This window comes from Mesorhizobium sp. M7A.F.Ca.US.011.01.1.1, assembly GCF_003998295.1.
Classification (GTDB): Bacteria; Pseudomonadota; Alphaproteobacteria; order Rhizobiales; family Rhizobiaceae; genus Mesorhizobium.
Map to the genome: position 1 here is coordinate 56140 of NZ_RZRT01000013.1, position 14612 is coordinate 70751.

Consider the following 14612-nt stretch of genomic DNA (forward strand, 5'->3'; position numbering starts at 1 on the left):
GATGCTTGTCGTCGTTGCGCTTGGCGGAAACGCACTCTTGCGCCGCGCAGAACCGATGACGGCCGAAAACCAGCGCGCCAACATCAGGCGCGCCGCGGCTGTATTGGCGAATCTGGTCGACGCAGGGCACTCGATTGTAGTCACTCACGGCAACGGTCCGCAGGTTGGACTTCTGGCCCTTCAGGCAGCGGCGACTTCAGATGGCCGCTCATTTCCACTCGACGTGCTTGGCGCCGAAAGCGCAGGGATGATCGGCTACGTCATTGAGCAGGAACTCGGCAACCTCCTCAAAGAGAGGCTGTTTGCGACCCTGTTGACACAGGTGAAGGTCGATCCGCACGATCCGGCTTTCGCTCACCCAACGAAACCGATTGGCCCGGTCTACGACGAGGCAACCGCACGCAGCCTTGCTAATGAACGCGGCTGGCAGATCGCGCCCGACGGCGACAAATGGCGCCGCGTCGTGCCCTCGCCCAAGCCACTGGCGATCCTGGAAGCTTCCGTGATCTCTTTCCTGGTCGAACGTGCTGTGATCGTCATCTGCACCGGCGGTGGCGGAGTTCCCGTGATAGCCCGCGACGATGGCAGTCTTTGCGGCGTGGAAGCCGTTATCGACAAGGACCTTGCAAGCGCGCTGCTTGCCCGCCAGTTGCAAGCCGACATGCTGCTCCTGTTGACTGATGTCGACGCCGTCTATGTCGACTACGCAACGGCGACTGCTCGGGCGCTCCGGCGCGTGAACCCCAAGGAGCTATCGGGGCAGAATTTTCCGGCCGGCTCCATGGGACCGAAGGTCGCCGCCGCAATCGAGTTCACTGAAGCGACAGGCAAGCCTGCAGCAATCGGCAAGCTTGATGACGCCGTTGACATTGTCAAAGGAGAACGCGGCACATGGTTCGAGACCAGCGCCCTGCCCGCACCCCTCGAGCCTGCTGAACGTTAGGCTACTGCCACGACACCGATGACATAATTCCTGCCGTAGACTTTCGCGCATTTGGGGCATGTCGTGTAGAAGAAATACACATCGCGCGGCTCCCTATGTCGAGCGAGCGCGATCCGCTGCATTTCCTCGTGCCAGTCCCTTGCCTGGCTGTATGGGCCTTGGAACACCTTCGTCAGGAAGTCGCCCGACAGCGTGGTCGTCTCCTCCCCTGGAACCGGCCTGGTCACAGAGAAAAGATGCTCGCTCTCCAGGGCGAAACATCCTTGCTGAGAACGATGAACTGATCGGGGTCGGAGGCGCCGGCGTCGTCCATGTGCTCGTTAACGCGCGCGAACACGCTGCCCATGTTCTTTGGGATGTGCATGACACTGTGGGTTCTGGCTTTGACAAACCGCTTGTCCTTGAAGTGCAGTTCCTGCCTGTCCCAACCTGCGGGATTGAATTTGGGGCAGCAGCCGGTAGTGGTTCAGTTTGAAATCTGACAAGCCGTGAATCGAGGCTGACTGACTGTCGCGCGACAGGCCGAACTCCAACTACGGCATGAACAAGCTCGACACCAAGACCCGCTCGCAATTCCTGCACATGCTCTGTGAAGGTCAATCGATCCGCGCGACCACGCGCGTTATGGGCATGAGCAAGAACACAATTGCGAAGCTCCTTTCGGACGCTGGCGCGGTATGTGCCGCCTATCAGGAGGAAGCCCTTCGCAACCTGTCCAGCAAGCGCATTCAGGTCGATGAAATCTGGGCGTTCACCTATGCCAAGCAGAAAACGTCAAGATGGCCAAGGCTGCCCCGGAAGGCGCTGGCGACACATGGACATGGACGGCTATCGATGCCGACACCAAGCTTGTTATGTCTTGGCTGGTCGGCGGGCGCGATAGCGAATACGCAATGAGCTTCATGGACGACCTTTCGCGCCGCCTCGCCAATCGCGTCCAACTTTCCAGCGATGGCCACAGAGCTTATCGTTCGGCGGCGATGTCGACTACGTCATGCTGATCAAGCTCTATGGCGCTTCGCCGGACAGCGCCAAGGGCCGTTACAGCCCTGCGGAATGCACTGGTGCGCGGAAGAACGTATCGAAGGCAACCCAGACATCAAGCATGTCAGCACGTCATTTGCCGAGCGCCAGAACCTGACCATGCGGATGCATATGCGCCGATTTACTCGCCTGACCAACGGCTTTTCCAAGAGGTAGAGGCTCACGCCAATGCCGTGGCTCTGCATTTTTCATGTACTACAATTTTGTCCGCATCCACGCGACGTTGCGCATGGCCCCCGCGATGGCCGCTGGCGTGACAGGCAAGCTTTGGGAGATTGGCGACATCTAGGGCTGATTGAAGCGAAAGAAGCCGAGCAGCCAAAAGTGCGCGGCTCGTATAAAAAGCAGGGTCAGATTTCAAACTGACCCACTACCCAGCAGCCGGTCGTGTTGACGCTGGCGTCGTATCGAGGCGTTTGATTCGTCTGCATGGAAGTACCCCGATTGGCTTGCCGTCCATCTAACTGAAAGCGGGAAAGCCATCAATTCATCCTGGTCAACGTGGCTCTGAAACGTGATTGATGCGTATCAAAGCCGGCCGAACTCACGCCTGTTAGGCAATACCCATAGAAATCGGAGGCGGTCATGGCCCACAAACAGGTATTGTTTCGTTCCGCGGCCCGCGAAAAGATTCTTCGCGGCGCAACTCAACTCGCAGACGCCGTGCGCGTGACGCTCGGGCCGCGCTCGAAGTCGGTCCTCATCGAAAAGAAATGGGGCGCTCCCATCATCTGCAACGACGGGGTGACCATCGCCAAGGAATTCGACCTGAAGGATCCCGAGGAGAACCTTGGCGCGAGAATGCTCAGGCAAGCAGCCGAGAAAACCGGGGACATGGTTGGTGACGGCACCAGCACGTCTACCATTCTGGCTCATGCGATGTTCGCCGATGGAGTGCGCAACGTTGTTGCCGGCGCCAGCGCGATCGACATCAAGCGGGGCCTTGATCGCGCCACCAAACGCGCGATCGAGACGCTCAAGCAGATATCTCGGCCAGTCTCGACCCGGCGCGAGAAGGAGCAGGTGGCGACGATCTCCGCGCACAACGACCCGCTCATCGGCGAACTCGTCGGCGAGGCAATGGAGAAGGTCGGCGGCGAAGGCGTCATCACGGTCGAGGAAGCGAAGACAACGGAGACGGTTCTGGAGGTTGTCGAGGGCATGCAGTTCGATCGTGGATTCCTGTCACCTTATTTCGTGACCGATCCCGAGAAGATGGAGGCGGTTCTGGAAGACGCGCTCGTGCTGATCGTGGAGAAGAAGATCGCTTCGCTGAACGATCTCATCAAGCTGCTTGAAGCCGTGGCGAAGTCCGGTTCGCCATTGCTGGTGATAGCCGAGGAAGTCGAAGGCGAGGCCCTTGCGACTTTCATCGTCAACCAGATCCGCGGCACGTTCAAAAACTGCGCCGTCAAGGCGCCCGGCTTCGGCGATCGCCGCAAAGCCATGTTGCAGGACATCGCCATCCTGACAGGAGGGCAGGTCATCTCCGAAGATCTCGGCCTCAAACTGGAAAATGTCACGATGGAGCAGTTGGGTCGTGCAAAGCGGATAGTCGTCGACAAGGACAATACGACTATCATTGGCGGCGCAGGTGAGGCTAAGACAATCAAGAGTCGCGTGGAACAGATCCGGCGCGAGGTCGACAATACGACGAGCGACTACGATCGCGAAAAGCTGCAGGAGCGGCTGGCCAAGCTTGCAGGCGGCGTCGCCGTCATCAAGGTCGGCGCGCCGACCGAGGCCGAAATGAAGTCGAAAAAGGAAGCGCTCGACGATGCCATCAGCGCCACTAAGGCCGCGGTCGCCGAAGGCATAGTGCCAGGTGGCGGGCTTGCCCTGTTGCGCTGCATCGCTACGGTGGCTGACGAGGAACAACATTGCGAAGGCGACGAGCGGACGGGCGTGCAGATCCTCAAGCGCGCACTCGAAGCACCGGTCAGGCAGATCGCCGAGAATTCCGCAGTCGACGGCGGGGTTGTCATCGCCAAGATGATTGAAGGCACAGGCAATTTCGGCTTCGATGCCGGAAAGAAGGAATATGTCGACTTGGTCGAAGCCGGCATTATTGACCCGACCAAGGTCGTTCGCATCGCTCTGGAAAACGCGGTCTCGGTCGCCAGCGTGCTGCTGCTCACCGAAGCAACCATGACCGAAATCCCGGAACCGACGAAAGAACGCGCTCTCGAACCAGAGATGACGATGTAGGTGACGAGGTCCTGGACTTCGGCGAGAAGGTCCGCCACGGTTTTGAGTTCGCCGCCTCGGTGCCGCGTTGCGCGCATTCTCATCCAAGGCAGCCGTCCTCTCTTGGCGAGAGCGCCCGGCGTCTCGCCGGAAGCTGTCCTGTCTTCGAAAGGACCGGCGGCAATTTACCAAAGCCGGGCGTGCTCGCCCTGCGGCACCCTTTGGAGGAAGCGCGGAATTCATTCCCGAAGACGCCTTGGCGGGCACCAGCGTCAGGCTTCCCTTCGTTGCGGACCCAATCCCGGAGGATACTGGATTTGAGGCGGAAGGCGGCACGGCCGCCGATGACGATGTGCCGAGGCGGAGTGACAGGACAGGCAGGTTTTTGACGCACATCAAGGCGCAAAGTCCGACCTCCGGCGATGCTGCGATAAATCTCATCGGAGCAGAAAAATGATTTTCAATACCATCATGGTTCAACTCGATGTCGATTCTCCGGCAACGCCGCGAACGACCTATGCGCTGGAGTTGGCGCGGCGCTTCGAAGCCACGCTGATCGGTTTTGCCGCGGCCGACGCATATGTGTTTGTTCCTGGCGACGATGGCGGCATGGCGGCGGCGGAAATTATGCGTCAACGTCTCACCGAGATCGAGGATCGACTGAAGATCCTGAAGGAAGAATTCCTGGCCGTCGTCGGAGACGAGGCTTCCTGGCGCGAGGAGATCGGCGATCCGACACGTCTGCTCGCAATGCATGCCCGCGCCGCGGACCTCATCGTGGCCGGAGCTCCCGCGAAGGGCGCGGCCAATGATCACCGCCGGATGGTCGACCTCGGAACATTGGTGCTGTCGGCCGGACGGCCAGTGCTGATCGCGGCCGACCAACTTGCTCCGCCCGATCCCAAGAAGGTTCTGGTGGCGTGGAAGGATACCCGCGAGGCCCGGCGCGCGGTCATCGACGCACTGCCCTTTCTGACCAGTGCCCAAGATGTGCTCGTGGCGACGATCGAGGAACAGAACCAGAAAAACGCACGCGAAAGTGTCAGTGACGTGCTCCGGTTCCTGATGAGACATGGCGTCAAGTCAAGATCGGAGGTTCTGGACGTCGGCAAGGCGGACGCCTGCGAAGCCGTCTGCGAGATCGCCCGGGCGATGAGTGCCGAACTTGTGGTCGCGGGAGGCTATGGCCACAGCCGCATCCGCGAATGGGCGATTGGCGGCATGACCCGTTCTTTGCTGAAGCAAGGGGCGACTAACCGGATGCTCTCGAACTGACGCACCGACGCTGGAGAGGAGGAAGCGAAACGCAGTCGAGGCGAAAGCGAACGGGAGTTCAGTGATGGCGAAGAGAACGGACAAGATCGAGGTTGGCATGGATCTGGCCGTAAGGTGCCGCGTCACCGACACTTGGCAGGATGATCTGGGGGATCAGTGGGCCACGGTGCTGATCGAGGGTTACGACATCCCGGTCACGCTGAAGGCGGTCCACTTCTACCCGTTCGATGACGACGACTAGCGGGTTTCCTTGACGCAAGCACATTGGCGCAGTCGTCTGACTTGATTGGCCGACGAAGTGTCCGGGGGCTTGTCACGGGTCTTGGGGATTGGCAGGCGTCGAAATAGGACGAGGTTTGAAGATGAAGGAACTGCCGCTTGCCGAGGTTTACCGGCTGATCGAGCTCGGTCCCGTCGTTCTGCTGACAACCCGGCCAGAGGCCGCGCCAACTTCATGACCATGTCGTGGCACATGATGGTGGAGCGCACCCGACAATTGCCTGGGTCGTATCGAGCGGCGACTTCTCTTTTGCCGCGTTGCGCGACACAAAGGAGTGTGTGATCGCGATTCCGGCGATAGGGCTGCCAGAAAAAATTGTGGGGGTTGGCAACTGCTCAGGCCGCGAAAGAGATAAAATCGCGACGATTTGGCTGACGGGACGGAGAGATCATCCATTTCGCGTCAAGCATGCCTTGAGGTCGGCCACTTGATCGGCATCAAGGATGCTCATGCCATGCCCGGTCTAGTTTCGCTTTATCCAATTGATACAGGAAAAGAGCGCCACCGATGAGCTACAAATCCATCCTGCTGAATGTGGACATAGACGGTCCAATCGGGCCGATCACCAAGATCGCCATTGATCTTGCCAAGTGTTGCGAGGCTCGGCTGATCGGCTTCTGCGCAGCAGACGCGCCCTTGCCGGTCACGATGGCGGCCGAGGGTGCCGCGATAGCCGCCGACGTCTGGCAGCAGTTGAGGGATGACATCAAGAAAAGGTTCAAGGACCTGCATGCCGAGTTTGACAGCCTGGTTGCTGGTTCGGTGGCGACGGAATGGCGCAATACGCTCGACAACCCCAACCATGCCCTGGTCGCGACGTCGAGAATCGCGGATCTCATCATCACCGGTGCGGCTCAAGGGGCATCCTCCGGCGATTCCTATCGGACTGTCGATCCCGGCACCCTTGCGCTGCGCGCCGGCAGGCCGTTCCTTATCGCGTCAAGCGGCATGGAGCATGCGCCGACAGGCAGGATCGTGGTCGCCTGGAAGGACACGCGCGAAGCGAGGCGCGCCGTCGCTGACGCCATGCCGCTGATGGCGATGGCAGAAGACGTGATCGTGGTCACGGTCGGCTCCGAGCCCGACGACCGGACGACTGCCGGCATAAAGGATGTCGCGACCTTCCTGGCCACGCATGGCATCACGGCTCGCACCGAAGTGCTGAAGGCCGACGACGAGAGCGACAAGCTGGTCAACTTCCTGAGCTCCACCAACGCCGACCTGATCGTGTCGGGTGCCTATGGGCACAGTCGGATCAGGGAATGGGTATTCGGCGGCGTTACCCGCTCGCTGCTCGACGACAGCCGGCTCTGCCGTTTTATGTCAAACTGATCGTCTGCTCTGGAATCGCCCATGGCGTGTCGTCAGCCCCGACGATAGGCGCCAGCTTGGCTTTCCGAATGAGGGATAGCAATGCCCTATGCGACCGAGAAAGACCTTCCACCGTCCGTCAGCCCGCATCTGCCGCTGCATGCCTAGGAGATTTTTCGCGCTGCTCTCAACAGCGCCTGGGAAGAATATGCCGACCGAGGCGAAAGGCGTGAGGAAATAGCCCATCGCGTCGCTTGGGCTGCCGTGAAGCGCCTTTATCGCAAGGAGGGCAGGGATTGGGTGCCTATCTGAGCAGCCCGCCAATTTGATCCAGATCAAAACCATCCGCGCCGTGTTCATTCATATGATTTGGAATCAAGCCACTTGATAAATGCGAGTTCAATGACCGACATCGTTGCGAAACTTCTCGTTGCGTGCAACGCAAAGAAGAACAAGGGGGCGGATTTCCCGACAATCTGGAAAGATATCCTGCAAGGGCACCCTTACGTCGCGGGATCGCCAATTCAGGACCGCGGCGAGGACGGCCCGGTATTGAGAGTTCCCCTCATCACCGGTCAGGTTCTCGTCTTTCTCGGTTCAAACTTCTCTCTTCTCTAGTCGCGGCAGCTTCCGCGTACCGGTGATCCAGCCGATGCTCCGGATGTTCCCTGATTGAGATCGGGATCAGAAACGTCTGAATATCCGGGCGGGGACTCAAGCCGCCGCCAACGTGTTCTCGATGGCTTCGACGGAGTGTTTCGCGAGATCCTGGCTGAGTTCGCCTACCAGCTTTCCCCTCAGCGGGTCCTGGAAGTGCTTGCGTAGCTCGCCCAGCGTGCGCGGGTCGGCGATCACCATGACATGCTTGAATGCTCCGGTCAGCGCCTCGCGATTGAGATAGGCGGCCACGGCTGCGGCAAAGTCGTCTTCCCGCAGGCGGGAGTCGTCGGGATTGGCGGTGGAACTGCGATGCCGGCCGCCCGAGCCAGTGTTTGCCATGTGTAATCCTGGCTCGGGCATTTCGGCCAAGTCGATCCGAGGTTCGTGACTTTTGTTGCGGAACAGGCGCAGCTTGTCGCCGTCGGTTACCGCGACGAGGGTACCATTAGCCAGGATCATATTGTTTCTCCTTTCACATGGCTGGACCGAGATCCAGCGCACTCTCGGGCCATTGATGACGCGGCGGCCACCGATGAAGACGCCGCGTCCAACTCGTGCCCATCAGATTATGGATATACGATCGTCCACAGTTCTGACGCCCGGCGACGACCAGGCGGCACGTTCGGCTGCCTGACGCTCGGACCACGCCCGGACCTTCCCATCAAGAGTCACTTTGCCATCCAGTACGTTGACGCGGATCGCCTGTGCTTCGGTTTCTGCATCGCGCTTCAGCGCATTCTCGATGCGCTTCTTGATATCGGGCACTGACGCTCGTGGGGAGATTTCGATCTGGTTGGCAACGCCGACAACACCCGCCAAGCCGCGGACGGCGTCGGCCGCTGCGTTCTTCTGGTACTGCCATTCAAGTTTCCCGGTCAGCGTGATCCACCCATCCCGTACCTTGACTTGAACCTTGTCCCTCGGGATGGAGACGTTCCAGGTGACCGCATCGACCGCACGCTTGGCGATCTCGTCGTCCGCAGTTCCCTTCTGTCCAACCAGCCGGACTTCGATTTCCTCGGCGAGGCCCTTCACGCCTTTGACCCGCTTGACCACATTTTCAGCGGTAGTCTTTTCCCAAAAGGAAGAAACATGCCCGGTCAGGGTGACGATGCCGCCGTCCACGGCGACGCCGATGTGGGCAGCGTCAATGCTCGGCTCGAATTCCAACTCATCGAGAATGTTCTGACGTAACGTTAAATCCATCATGGTCTGTCTCCTGTTTGTCGAGGCGGACTTCTCGCCCGCAGCGACAACAAAAGCATCCTTAGCGCCCTTGCTCATTGATCCGGCTCAATGCCGGGTCAGATAGTCGCCGTTTGGACGATTGGCGCGACCGTCATGCGGTGGCGGAAGTACCCACAAGCCAATGGTGTCGCATGCTGTCCAGGGTCTCGGCGATGTCGTCGGCTTCCATCTTGACGAGGTCGGTGTGACCAAAGCCCAGGGAATAGTCGAGCACAGAGATGATCGTGGGCCGCACCCTGAACAGCTTCACGGGTGCGGCCTCGCTGGGCTGGATAGCCGAAATCTGCGGGAAGCGCTGAACCATCATGCGTCCGACGTCTGTGAGTTCAGAGGGCAAAACGACCTCCGTGGCGCTCGCCGCCATCGACAACCCTTTGATCTCCAACCAGTTCTCATAGGCTGCGGTCATTGCCACTGAGACGCGTGGATCGCGAGAAATATTCACAGCCTTCTGCGAGCCGGCTCCGCAGCCGAAGTAGAGCAGCAGGCCGTCATGGACGAATGAGACCACCGTCGCCTGTGGCGAGCCGTCGGAGCGGGCCGTCGCAATCGTCATATCCATGCAACGCGCCAGGATGTTGATCATCTTCTGCTGAAACTTGTGTTTCATAACACTCTCCTCGTTTGTTCAGGGGCAACCGCATCCGGCCCGCATCGCCTTCACGCCGCCGAGACCAGCTCGGCGTTTCGCCGCAACGGTGCGAAGTCATCGGGCGTCAGCGTTTCTTTCTCGAGCAGCAGCTTGGCGCCAGCGCGCAGGTCGGTGCTCCTTTCGCGGAGCACGTCCTTGGCGCTGGCAAGGGCCTCCTCGATCATGCCGCGCACCGCCAAGTCGACTTCCCGCGCCGTGGCTTCCGAATAGTCTTTCTTGTTTGGCATGCCAGGGCCGTCACCCAGCCATTGCAGGCGCTGCTCTTCGAGAACGGCCTGACCCACCGTCGGATCCATTCCGAAGCGGGTGACACATTGACGGGCAACTTCGGTGACCTTGGCGAGGTCGTCGGCCGCCCCGGTTGAGACTTCGCCGAATATAATTTCCTCGGCCGCGCGGCCGCCCATCAGGACGACCATGCGGTCCTTCAGCTCGCTGACCGTGATCAGGAACCGGTCCTCCGTCGGGCGCTGCATGGTGAAACCGAGAGCACCGATCGAGCGCGGGATGATCGATACCTTGTGCACCGGATCGGCGCTTTGCGTCGCGGCCGCCACTAGGGCATGCCCCATTTCGTGAAAGGCGACACGCTCACGCTCCAGCGGTTTCAGCAATCGGCTTTTGCGTTCCGAGCCTGCGACGATGCGCTCGACCGCATTGGTGAAATCGTCCATCGTTACCTTATCGGCGCCGCGCCGCGTGGCGATGATGGCCGCCTCGTTGACGAGATTGGCAAGATCAGCGCCGGTGAAACCGGGCGTTATCGCGGCAATCTCGTCCGTGCTGACGCCAAGCGCGGTTAAGACGTTCTTGATGTGGACCTTGACGATGGCCCCCCTGCCCTTGCGGTCGGGCCGGTCCAGAACGACCTGCCGGTCGAAACGCCCAGCGCGCAGCAGGGCCGGATCGAGGATTTCGGGCCGATTGGTGGCGGCAAGCAGCACAATACCAACACGCGGATCAAAACCGTCGAGTTCCGAGAGCAGCTGGTTCAATGTCTGCTCCTTCTCATCACCGCCGCCATAACCCGCGAACGGGCTGCGGGCACGGCCCAGCGCGTCGAGTTCATCGATGAAGATGATGCAAGGCGCCGCCTGCCGGGCCTGCTCGAACAGGTCTCGTACCCTGGCCGCCCCCACGCCGACGAACATCTCGACGAATTCCGAGCCTGAGATGGAAAAGAAGGGCACCCCCGCCTCGCCGGCGACGGCGCGCGCCATCAATGTCTTGCCGGTTCCAGGCGGCCCGACCAGCAGGATACCTTTCGGGATACGCGCGCCGAGGCGACCGTACTTATCCTTGTCCTTGAGGAAGGAAACGATTTCCTGCAGTTCGGCCTTGGCTTCGTCGACGCCCGCCACGTCCTCGAAAGTTACACCTGTCTTGCGCTCCAGATAGACCTTGGCCTTTGACTTGCCGATGTTGATCAGGCCGCCCATGCCTTGCCTGTCGGCGAACCCGCGGAAAAAGAACATCCAGATGCCGACGAAAATCAGCGCGGGCAATATCCAGGAGAGAACAGTCGTCAGCCAGTTGCTGTCGGAAGCGCCGGTGATCTTGACGCCGGCCTTCTCGAAAACCGCAACTGCCGCAGGGTCGACGCGATTGGCAAGGAACGTCGTCTTGCCATCCTGTGGCTCCTTGAACGCGCCTTCGATCATGGTCTCAGTCAGGGTGACGGACGCAACCTTGCCCTCCTCGGTGAGGCGGATCACGTCACTGTAGGAGATTTGCGCAGTGTCGCGATAAGCGAACCAGACCTGAAACAGCTCAATGATCAGGATAGCAACGATGACATAGCCTATGTTGAAGGTGTGTTTGCGATCCATGACATCCAGCCGGAAATTGCATTCATCGGCAGAATGTCACGACCAACGGGCGCGTCCTTGACGCGCATCAAAGTGCGGATCGCTGCTGGCCACCATTGTGCCGGCGATGATGGGACACTGGCAAATTGCAGACCTGGTGGCGAAAGTGCGCTTTCTCAGCGATCCGGCGACGTACGGAAGTGGGACGACACATGTGGATGTCCGCGAGACGCATATGTCCTGGGTCTTCCTCACGGACAAACTGGTCTACAAGCTCAGAAGCCGGTCAGGCATGCGTTCCTCGACTTCAGCACAATCGCGAAGCGGCACTTCTACTGTGGCGAGGAATTGCGGCTGAACGCCCACCTTGCTGCCGAAACCTATCGCCGGGTCTTTCCTCTTCGGCGTGACGGATCGGGCCGTTTCACGCTTGGCGGCGGGGGCCGCGTCGTCGACTGGCTGGTCGAAATGAGGCGCCTGCCGCAAGGCGATATGCTGGACGAGCGCATCGGTAGCGGCCGGCTGGCGGCGACCGAGATAAACGAAGTCGGCAAGATGTTGGCGGACTTTTATGCGCACTGCCCGGCGGAAATCGACGGCGGCGCCTATCTGCGTCACCTCATTCGAGAACAGCGGATCAACCGCGCCATCCTGCTCAGGCCTGAATTCGCGTTTTCGGACATAGCGTCCGGCCCGCTCGACATGGTTGACGGCCTGCTGCAGTGATTGAGGCCGCGGATCGAAGCGCGCATTCTTCGCGGCGCGATCGTCGAAGGGCATGGCGACCTGCGCCCCGAACACGTCTGTCTTTGGTCGGCCACCCCAGATCATCGGCTGTCTCGAGTTCAACCGGTCGATGCGCACCGTCATCCTTTGACGAGATTAACTATCTCGGCCTGGAATGCGAGATGCTGGGGCGCTATGGATCCGACCGCTTCTGGTCCAGGCTCTTGAAAACCGGCTGCCGGATCGCCCCGATGCCGAGTTGCTGGCGCTCTATGGCGGTTTCCGGGCATTGCTGAGGGCCCGTCTCGGCGTCGCGCATCTCCTGGAGACGCCGATCCGTCATGGCCGATAATGCCGTTTTTATTGTCGATGATCTCATCAGCACGGGCGGCACCATGCTACGCGCAGCACTTGCCTGTCGTGAACGCGGCGCCCGGACCATTCATGCGATCGCCACGCACGGACTTTTTGGCAAGGGTGCCGACGTGCTGTTCGGCAGCCAGGCGATTGACCGCACGATCGTCACTGACAGCGTGGACTTGGTGGCAGTCACCAAAGCCCGTTACCCGCAAGCGCCCTTGGACATTGTGCCGAGCACATAGACGTCCTTGCCACGCACGCTGACCAGCGGGCGCGCCTTATGCTCCCCGTCCTCGAAATCTCGTTCTTCATGCGGATCGAGTTCGATCGAAAGCGCTCGCGCCGCGGCCGCGCCGAGTTGTTCCGAGCCTTTGAGTGCGAAGAAGCGCATGTTCTCTTCTATCCAGTTTCAAACACTGATGGATTGATGCGTGTCAAGGATGCGCGGCGACGAATGGACTAGAAGGACCAATCGACAATCTTCAACCCCTGTGCTGGGGGGAACCGTGCCGGAGCCGCTTCAGACCGCGATGCCAAACCCAAGCGTCAAGCCAATGACGACATTGGCGACGAAGCCACCCCTCGAGAACATTGGAGTGGCAGGGAAATTCCGCGATTTTGCCGATCTCCTCGACAGCCAGGGCGCCGACGGTTTCCGCGCACGGGCTTACAGGAAGGCGGCAGATTTTGTTTCCAGGCTGGAACGGCCCCTTGGCGAAATCCTGGCAAAGGAAGGACGCGACGGCCTCGTCGCCCTTCCGGCAATCGGAACAGGCATAGCCGGCGCGATTGCCGAGATGGTTGCAACGGGGCGCTGGTCCCAACTGGAACGGCTGCGCGGTGAGATGGAACCGGAGGCGTTGTTTCGGTCTATCCCGGGGATCGGACCACGATATGCACACCGCCTCGCCGAGGACGGGCAACTCGAAACCCTCGAAGATCTCGAGAACGCCCTCCATAGCGGCGCGCTTCATATCAAGGGCATCGGTTACAGGCGCAAGGAGATGCTGGCGGCAGCCCTCGCCGAACGGCTCGGCAGGGCTCGGCTGAGAACGACCCATCAACCTCAGCCCTTGCCGCCAGTGTCGATGCTGCTCGATGTCGATCGCATGTATCGCGAAAAGGCGGCAGCCGGAGTGCTTCGCAAAATTGCGCCAAAGCGCTTCAATCTGAAGGGCGAGGCCTGGCTGCCGGTGCTGCATGCGCGACATAACAACTGGCATTTCACCGCGTCCTTCTCGAACAACAGGCTGGCGCACGAACTGGCAAAAACGAGCGACTGGGTCGTGATCTATTTCCAGGCCGACGGTCAACCGGAGGGACGGTGCACTGTCGTCACCCAACCAACGGGGCCGAGCGCAGGCATGCGCGTCGTTCGGGGACGGGAAGACGAACAGCAACTGAGGCAAACGGTATGGAAAGAGCGGCGAGCAGCATTGGCGACGGCGAAACGGAACTCGCAGTTTCGCTCGAAACTGTATGCTTCATCATCATGAAGGCGCGCGAATTCGATGCCAAGAATCCCGTCACCGAACCTAACCCCGCCTCCAATCCGTCCGACGATCATTCTGCCGCGATCCTTGAGGATCATGCCGACGACCCTGTCCTCGAAGAACTGCGGTCGCTGATCTCCGATCTTTCCGTCGACGCACAAATCGACCTGGTGGCCCTGATGTGGCTGGGTCGCGACGACAATCCGCCGACGAGTGGCAAAGTGTCCGCCAGCAAGCAACTGACGCGCACAACGAGCATACTTCCGACTATCTCTGTGGGACGCCGCTGCTTGCAGACCATCTAGCCGATGGTCTTTCGACACTCGGCTACTCCTGTGTCGAATATGAACGCGAGCACTTTTAGTCATCGGAGTGCCCTGCGCATGCTGACGGACGGCGTTTCGATGTCGCCGCGCAGGTCGCGCCTCTGCATTGAGGCTCCAGCCGAAGGTATTTTCTCTCGCCATTGATCCCAATCAATGAGCCTCCTCTTTGCAGCGGCTTTGATGCTGTTCTTGCCAGGCTGAGCCAAATTTGGTGACGCGGGCGCGATGAATCGCGGCAAAACCGCGGAGTCGCGAAGCAATGGACCAGTTCGGTGACGACACCTGGCAAGCGGGTCCGC

Annotated in this window: 16 protein-coding genes and 2 pseudogenes; 12 read left to right on the top strand and 6 right to left on the bottom strand. The window is 60.1% G+C overall.

The annotated features are described in order from the left end of the window. The first annotated feature begins 1 nt into the window (after position 1). Positions 2 to 943, top strand: coding sequence for a carbamate kinase (gene arcC, locus EOA13_RS15475; RefSeq protein ID WP_127293786.1), 942 nt, complete (start codon positions 2 to 4; stop codon positions 941 to 943). On the opposite strand, the gene EOA13_RS38340 is transcribed toward arcC, so the two are convergent. Then, positions 940 to 1170 carry a hydrolase gene (locus EOA13_RS38340; RefSeq protein WP_206535284.1) on the bottom strand — a complete coding sequence of 77 codons (231 nt, stop codon included), beginning with the start codon at positions 1168 to 1170 and terminating at the stop codon, positions 940 to 942. The two genes, arcC and EOA13_RS38340, sit on opposite strands and share 4 nt — an antisense overlap. A gap of 313 nt (positions 1171 to 1483) precedes the next feature. Here EOA13_RS38340 and EOA13_RS15485 point away from each other — a divergent pair. From EOA13_RS15485 to EOA13_RS15515, 7 genes and pseudogenes are all read left to right on the top strand, one after another. Next, a pseudogene (locus EOA13_RS15485) lies at positions 1484 to 2276 on the top strand (IS1 family transposase). A gap of 296 nt (positions 2277 to 2572) precedes the next feature. Then, complete coding sequence (gene groL / locus EOA13_RS15490; RefSeq protein WP_127293788.1) at positions 2573 to 4195, top strand: chaperonin GroEL; 1623 nt, start codon at positions 2573 to 2575, stop codon at positions 4193 to 4195. A gap of 450 nt (positions 4196 to 4645) precedes the next feature. Next, positions 4646 to 5449: a universal stress protein gene (locus EOA13_RS15495; RefSeq protein WP_245490393.1), complete on the top strand. Its 804-nt coding sequence runs from the start codon at positions 4646 to 4648 to the stop codon at positions 5447 to 5449. Positions 5450 to 5513: 64 nt separating this feature from the next. Next, positions 5514 to 5690, top strand: a complete 177-nt coding sequence (locus EOA13_RS37925) for a hypothetical protein (RefSeq protein ID WP_164780091.1) — start codon at positions 5514 to 5516, stop codon at positions 5688 to 5690. 546 nt (positions 5691 to 6236) lie between these two features. Next, positions 6237 to 7061 carry a universal stress protein gene (locus tag EOA13_RS15505; RefSeq protein WP_127293792.1) on the top strand — a complete coding sequence of 275 codons (825 nt, stop codon included), beginning with the start codon at positions 6237 to 6239 and terminating at the stop codon, positions 7059 to 7061. A gap of 150 nt (positions 7062 to 7211) precedes the next feature. Further along, positions 7212 to 7352: a ChaB family protein gene (locus EOA13_RS15510; RefSeq protein ID WP_348629758.1), complete on the top strand. Its 141-nt coding sequence runs from the start codon at positions 7212 to 7214 to the stop codon at positions 7350 to 7352. Between the two features lie 90 nt (positions 7353 to 7442). Beyond that, positions 7443 to 7658, top strand: a complete 216-nt coding sequence (locus EOA13_RS15515) for a hypothetical protein (RefSeq protein ID WP_127293794.1) — start codon at positions 7443 to 7445, stop codon at positions 7656 to 7658. Positions 7659 to 7754: 96 nt separating this feature from the next. Here EOA13_RS15515 and EOA13_RS15520 read toward each other — a convergent pair whose 3' ends face one another. From EOA13_RS15520 to ftsH, 4 genes are all read right to left on the bottom strand, one after another. Further along, complete coding sequence (locus tag EOA13_RS15520; protein ID WP_127293796.1) at positions 7755 to 8159, bottom strand: host attachment protein; 405 nt, start codon at positions 8157 to 8159, stop codon at positions 7755 to 7757. A gap of 102 nt (positions 8160 to 8261) precedes the next feature. Continuing rightward, on the bottom strand, positions 8262 to 8909 hold the full coding sequence (locus EOA13_RS15525) for a BON domain-containing protein (RefSeq protein ID WP_127293892.1): 648 nt from the start codon (positions 8907 to 8909) through the stop codon (positions 8262 to 8264). A gap of 130 nt (positions 8910 to 9039) precedes the next feature. Next, a complete protein-coding gene (locus EOA13_RS15530; protein ID WP_206535285.1) occupies positions 9040 to 9534 on the bottom strand; it encodes a pyridoxamine 5'-phosphate oxidase family protein in 495 nt (164 codons plus the stop codon). 74 nt (positions 9535 to 9608) lie between these two features. Next, positions 9609 to 11429 (bottom strand): ATP-dependent zinc metalloprotease FtsH, encoded by a 1821-nt coding sequence (ftsH, locus tag EOA13_RS15535; RefSeq protein WP_127293800.1) that lies wholly within the window; start codon positions 11427 to 11429, stop codon positions 9609 to 9611. A 327-nt stretch (positions 11430 to 11756) separates the two neighbouring features. Between ftsH and EOA13_RS15540 the strand changes: the two genes are divergently transcribed. After that, on the top strand, positions 11757 to 12134 hold the full coding sequence (locus EOA13_RS15540) for a hypothetical protein (protein WP_127293802.1): 378 nt from the start codon (positions 11757 to 11759) through the stop codon (positions 12132 to 12134). A gap of 341 nt (positions 12135 to 12475) precedes the next feature. Then, positions 12476 to 12736 (top strand): phosphoribosyltransferase family protein, encoded by a 261-nt coding sequence (locus EOA13_RS15545; RefSeq protein WP_127293804.1) that lies wholly within the window; start codon positions 12476 to 12478, stop codon positions 12734 to 12736. Here the strand turns inward: EOA13_RS15545 and EOA13_RS15550 are convergent. Further along, complete coding sequence (locus tag EOA13_RS15550; protein WP_206535286.1) at positions 12697 to 12885, bottom strand: ribose-phosphate pyrophosphokinase-like domain-containing protein; 189 nt, start codon at positions 12883 to 12885, stop codon at positions 12697 to 12699. The two genes, EOA13_RS15545 and EOA13_RS15550, sit on opposite strands and share 40 nt — an antisense overlap. Before the next feature lie 163 nt (positions 12886 to 13048). Here EOA13_RS15550 and EOA13_RS15555 point away from each other — a divergent pair, with 163 nt between their 5' ends. Next, positions 13049 to 13990 (top strand): DNA-binding protein, encoded by a 942-nt coding sequence (locus EOA13_RS15555; protein ID WP_245490387.1) that lies wholly within the window; start codon positions 13049 to 13051, stop codon positions 13988 to 13990. Then, a pseudogene (locus EOA13_RS15560) lies at positions 13987 to 14351 on the top strand (DUF3775 domain-containing protein). Before EOA13_RS15555 ends, EOA13_RS15560 begins: the two are co-directional and overlap by 4 nt. Positions 14352 to 14612 lie beyond the last annotated feature (261 nt).

Excerpts from the sequence above, each read along its gene's own strand:
- arcC (WP_127293786.1), top strand. The coding sequence starts at position 2 with ATGCTTGTCGTCGTTGCGCTTGGCGGAAACGCACTCTTGCGCCGCGCA.
- groL (WP_127293788.1), top strand. The coding sequence starts at position 2,573 with ATGGCCCACAAACAGGTATTGTTTCGTTCCGCGGCCCGCGAAAAGATT.
- EOA13_RS15495 (WP_245490393.1), top strand. The coding sequence starts at position 4,646 with ATGGTTCAACTCGATGTCGATTCTCCGGCAACGCCGCGAACGACCTAT.
- EOA13_RS37925 (WP_164780091.1), top strand. The coding sequence starts at position 5,514 with ATGGCGAAGAGAACGGACAAGATCGAGGTTGGCATGGATCTGGCCGTA.
- EOA13_RS15505 (WP_127293792.1), top strand. The coding sequence starts at position 6,237 with ATGAGCTACAAATCCATCCTGCTGAATGTGGACATAGACGGTCCAATC.
- EOA13_RS15515 (WP_127293794.1), top strand. The coding sequence starts at position 7,443 with ATGACCGACATCGTTGCGAAACTTCTCGTTGCGTGCAACGCAAAGAAG.
- EOA13_RS15520 (WP_127293796.1), bottom strand. The coding sequence starts at position 8,159 with ATGATCCTGGCTAATGGTACCCTCGTCGCGGTAACCGACGGCGACAAG.
- EOA13_RS15525 (WP_127293892.1), bottom strand. The coding sequence starts at position 8,909 with ATGATGGATTTAACGTTACGTCAGAACATTCTCGATGAGTTGGAATTC.
- EOA13_RS15530 (WP_206535285.1), bottom strand. The coding sequence starts at position 9,534 with ATGATCAACATCCTGGCGCGTTGCATGGATATGACGATTGCGACGGCC.
- ftsH (WP_127293800.1), bottom strand. The coding sequence starts at position 11,429 with ATGGATCGCAAACACACCTTCAACATAGGCTATGTCATCGTTGCTATC.
- EOA13_RS15545 (WP_127293804.1), top strand. The coding sequence starts at position 12,476 with ATGGCCGATAATGCCGTTTTTATTGTCGATGATCTCATCAGCACGGGC.
- EOA13_RS15550 (WP_206535286.1), bottom strand. The coding sequence starts at position 12,885 with ATGCGCTTCTTCGCACTCAAAGGCTCGGAACAACTCGGCGCGGCCGCG.
- EOA13_RS15555 (WP_245490387.1), top strand. The coding sequence starts at position 13,049 with ATGACGACATTGGCGACGAAGCCACCCCTCGAGAACATTGGAGTGGCA.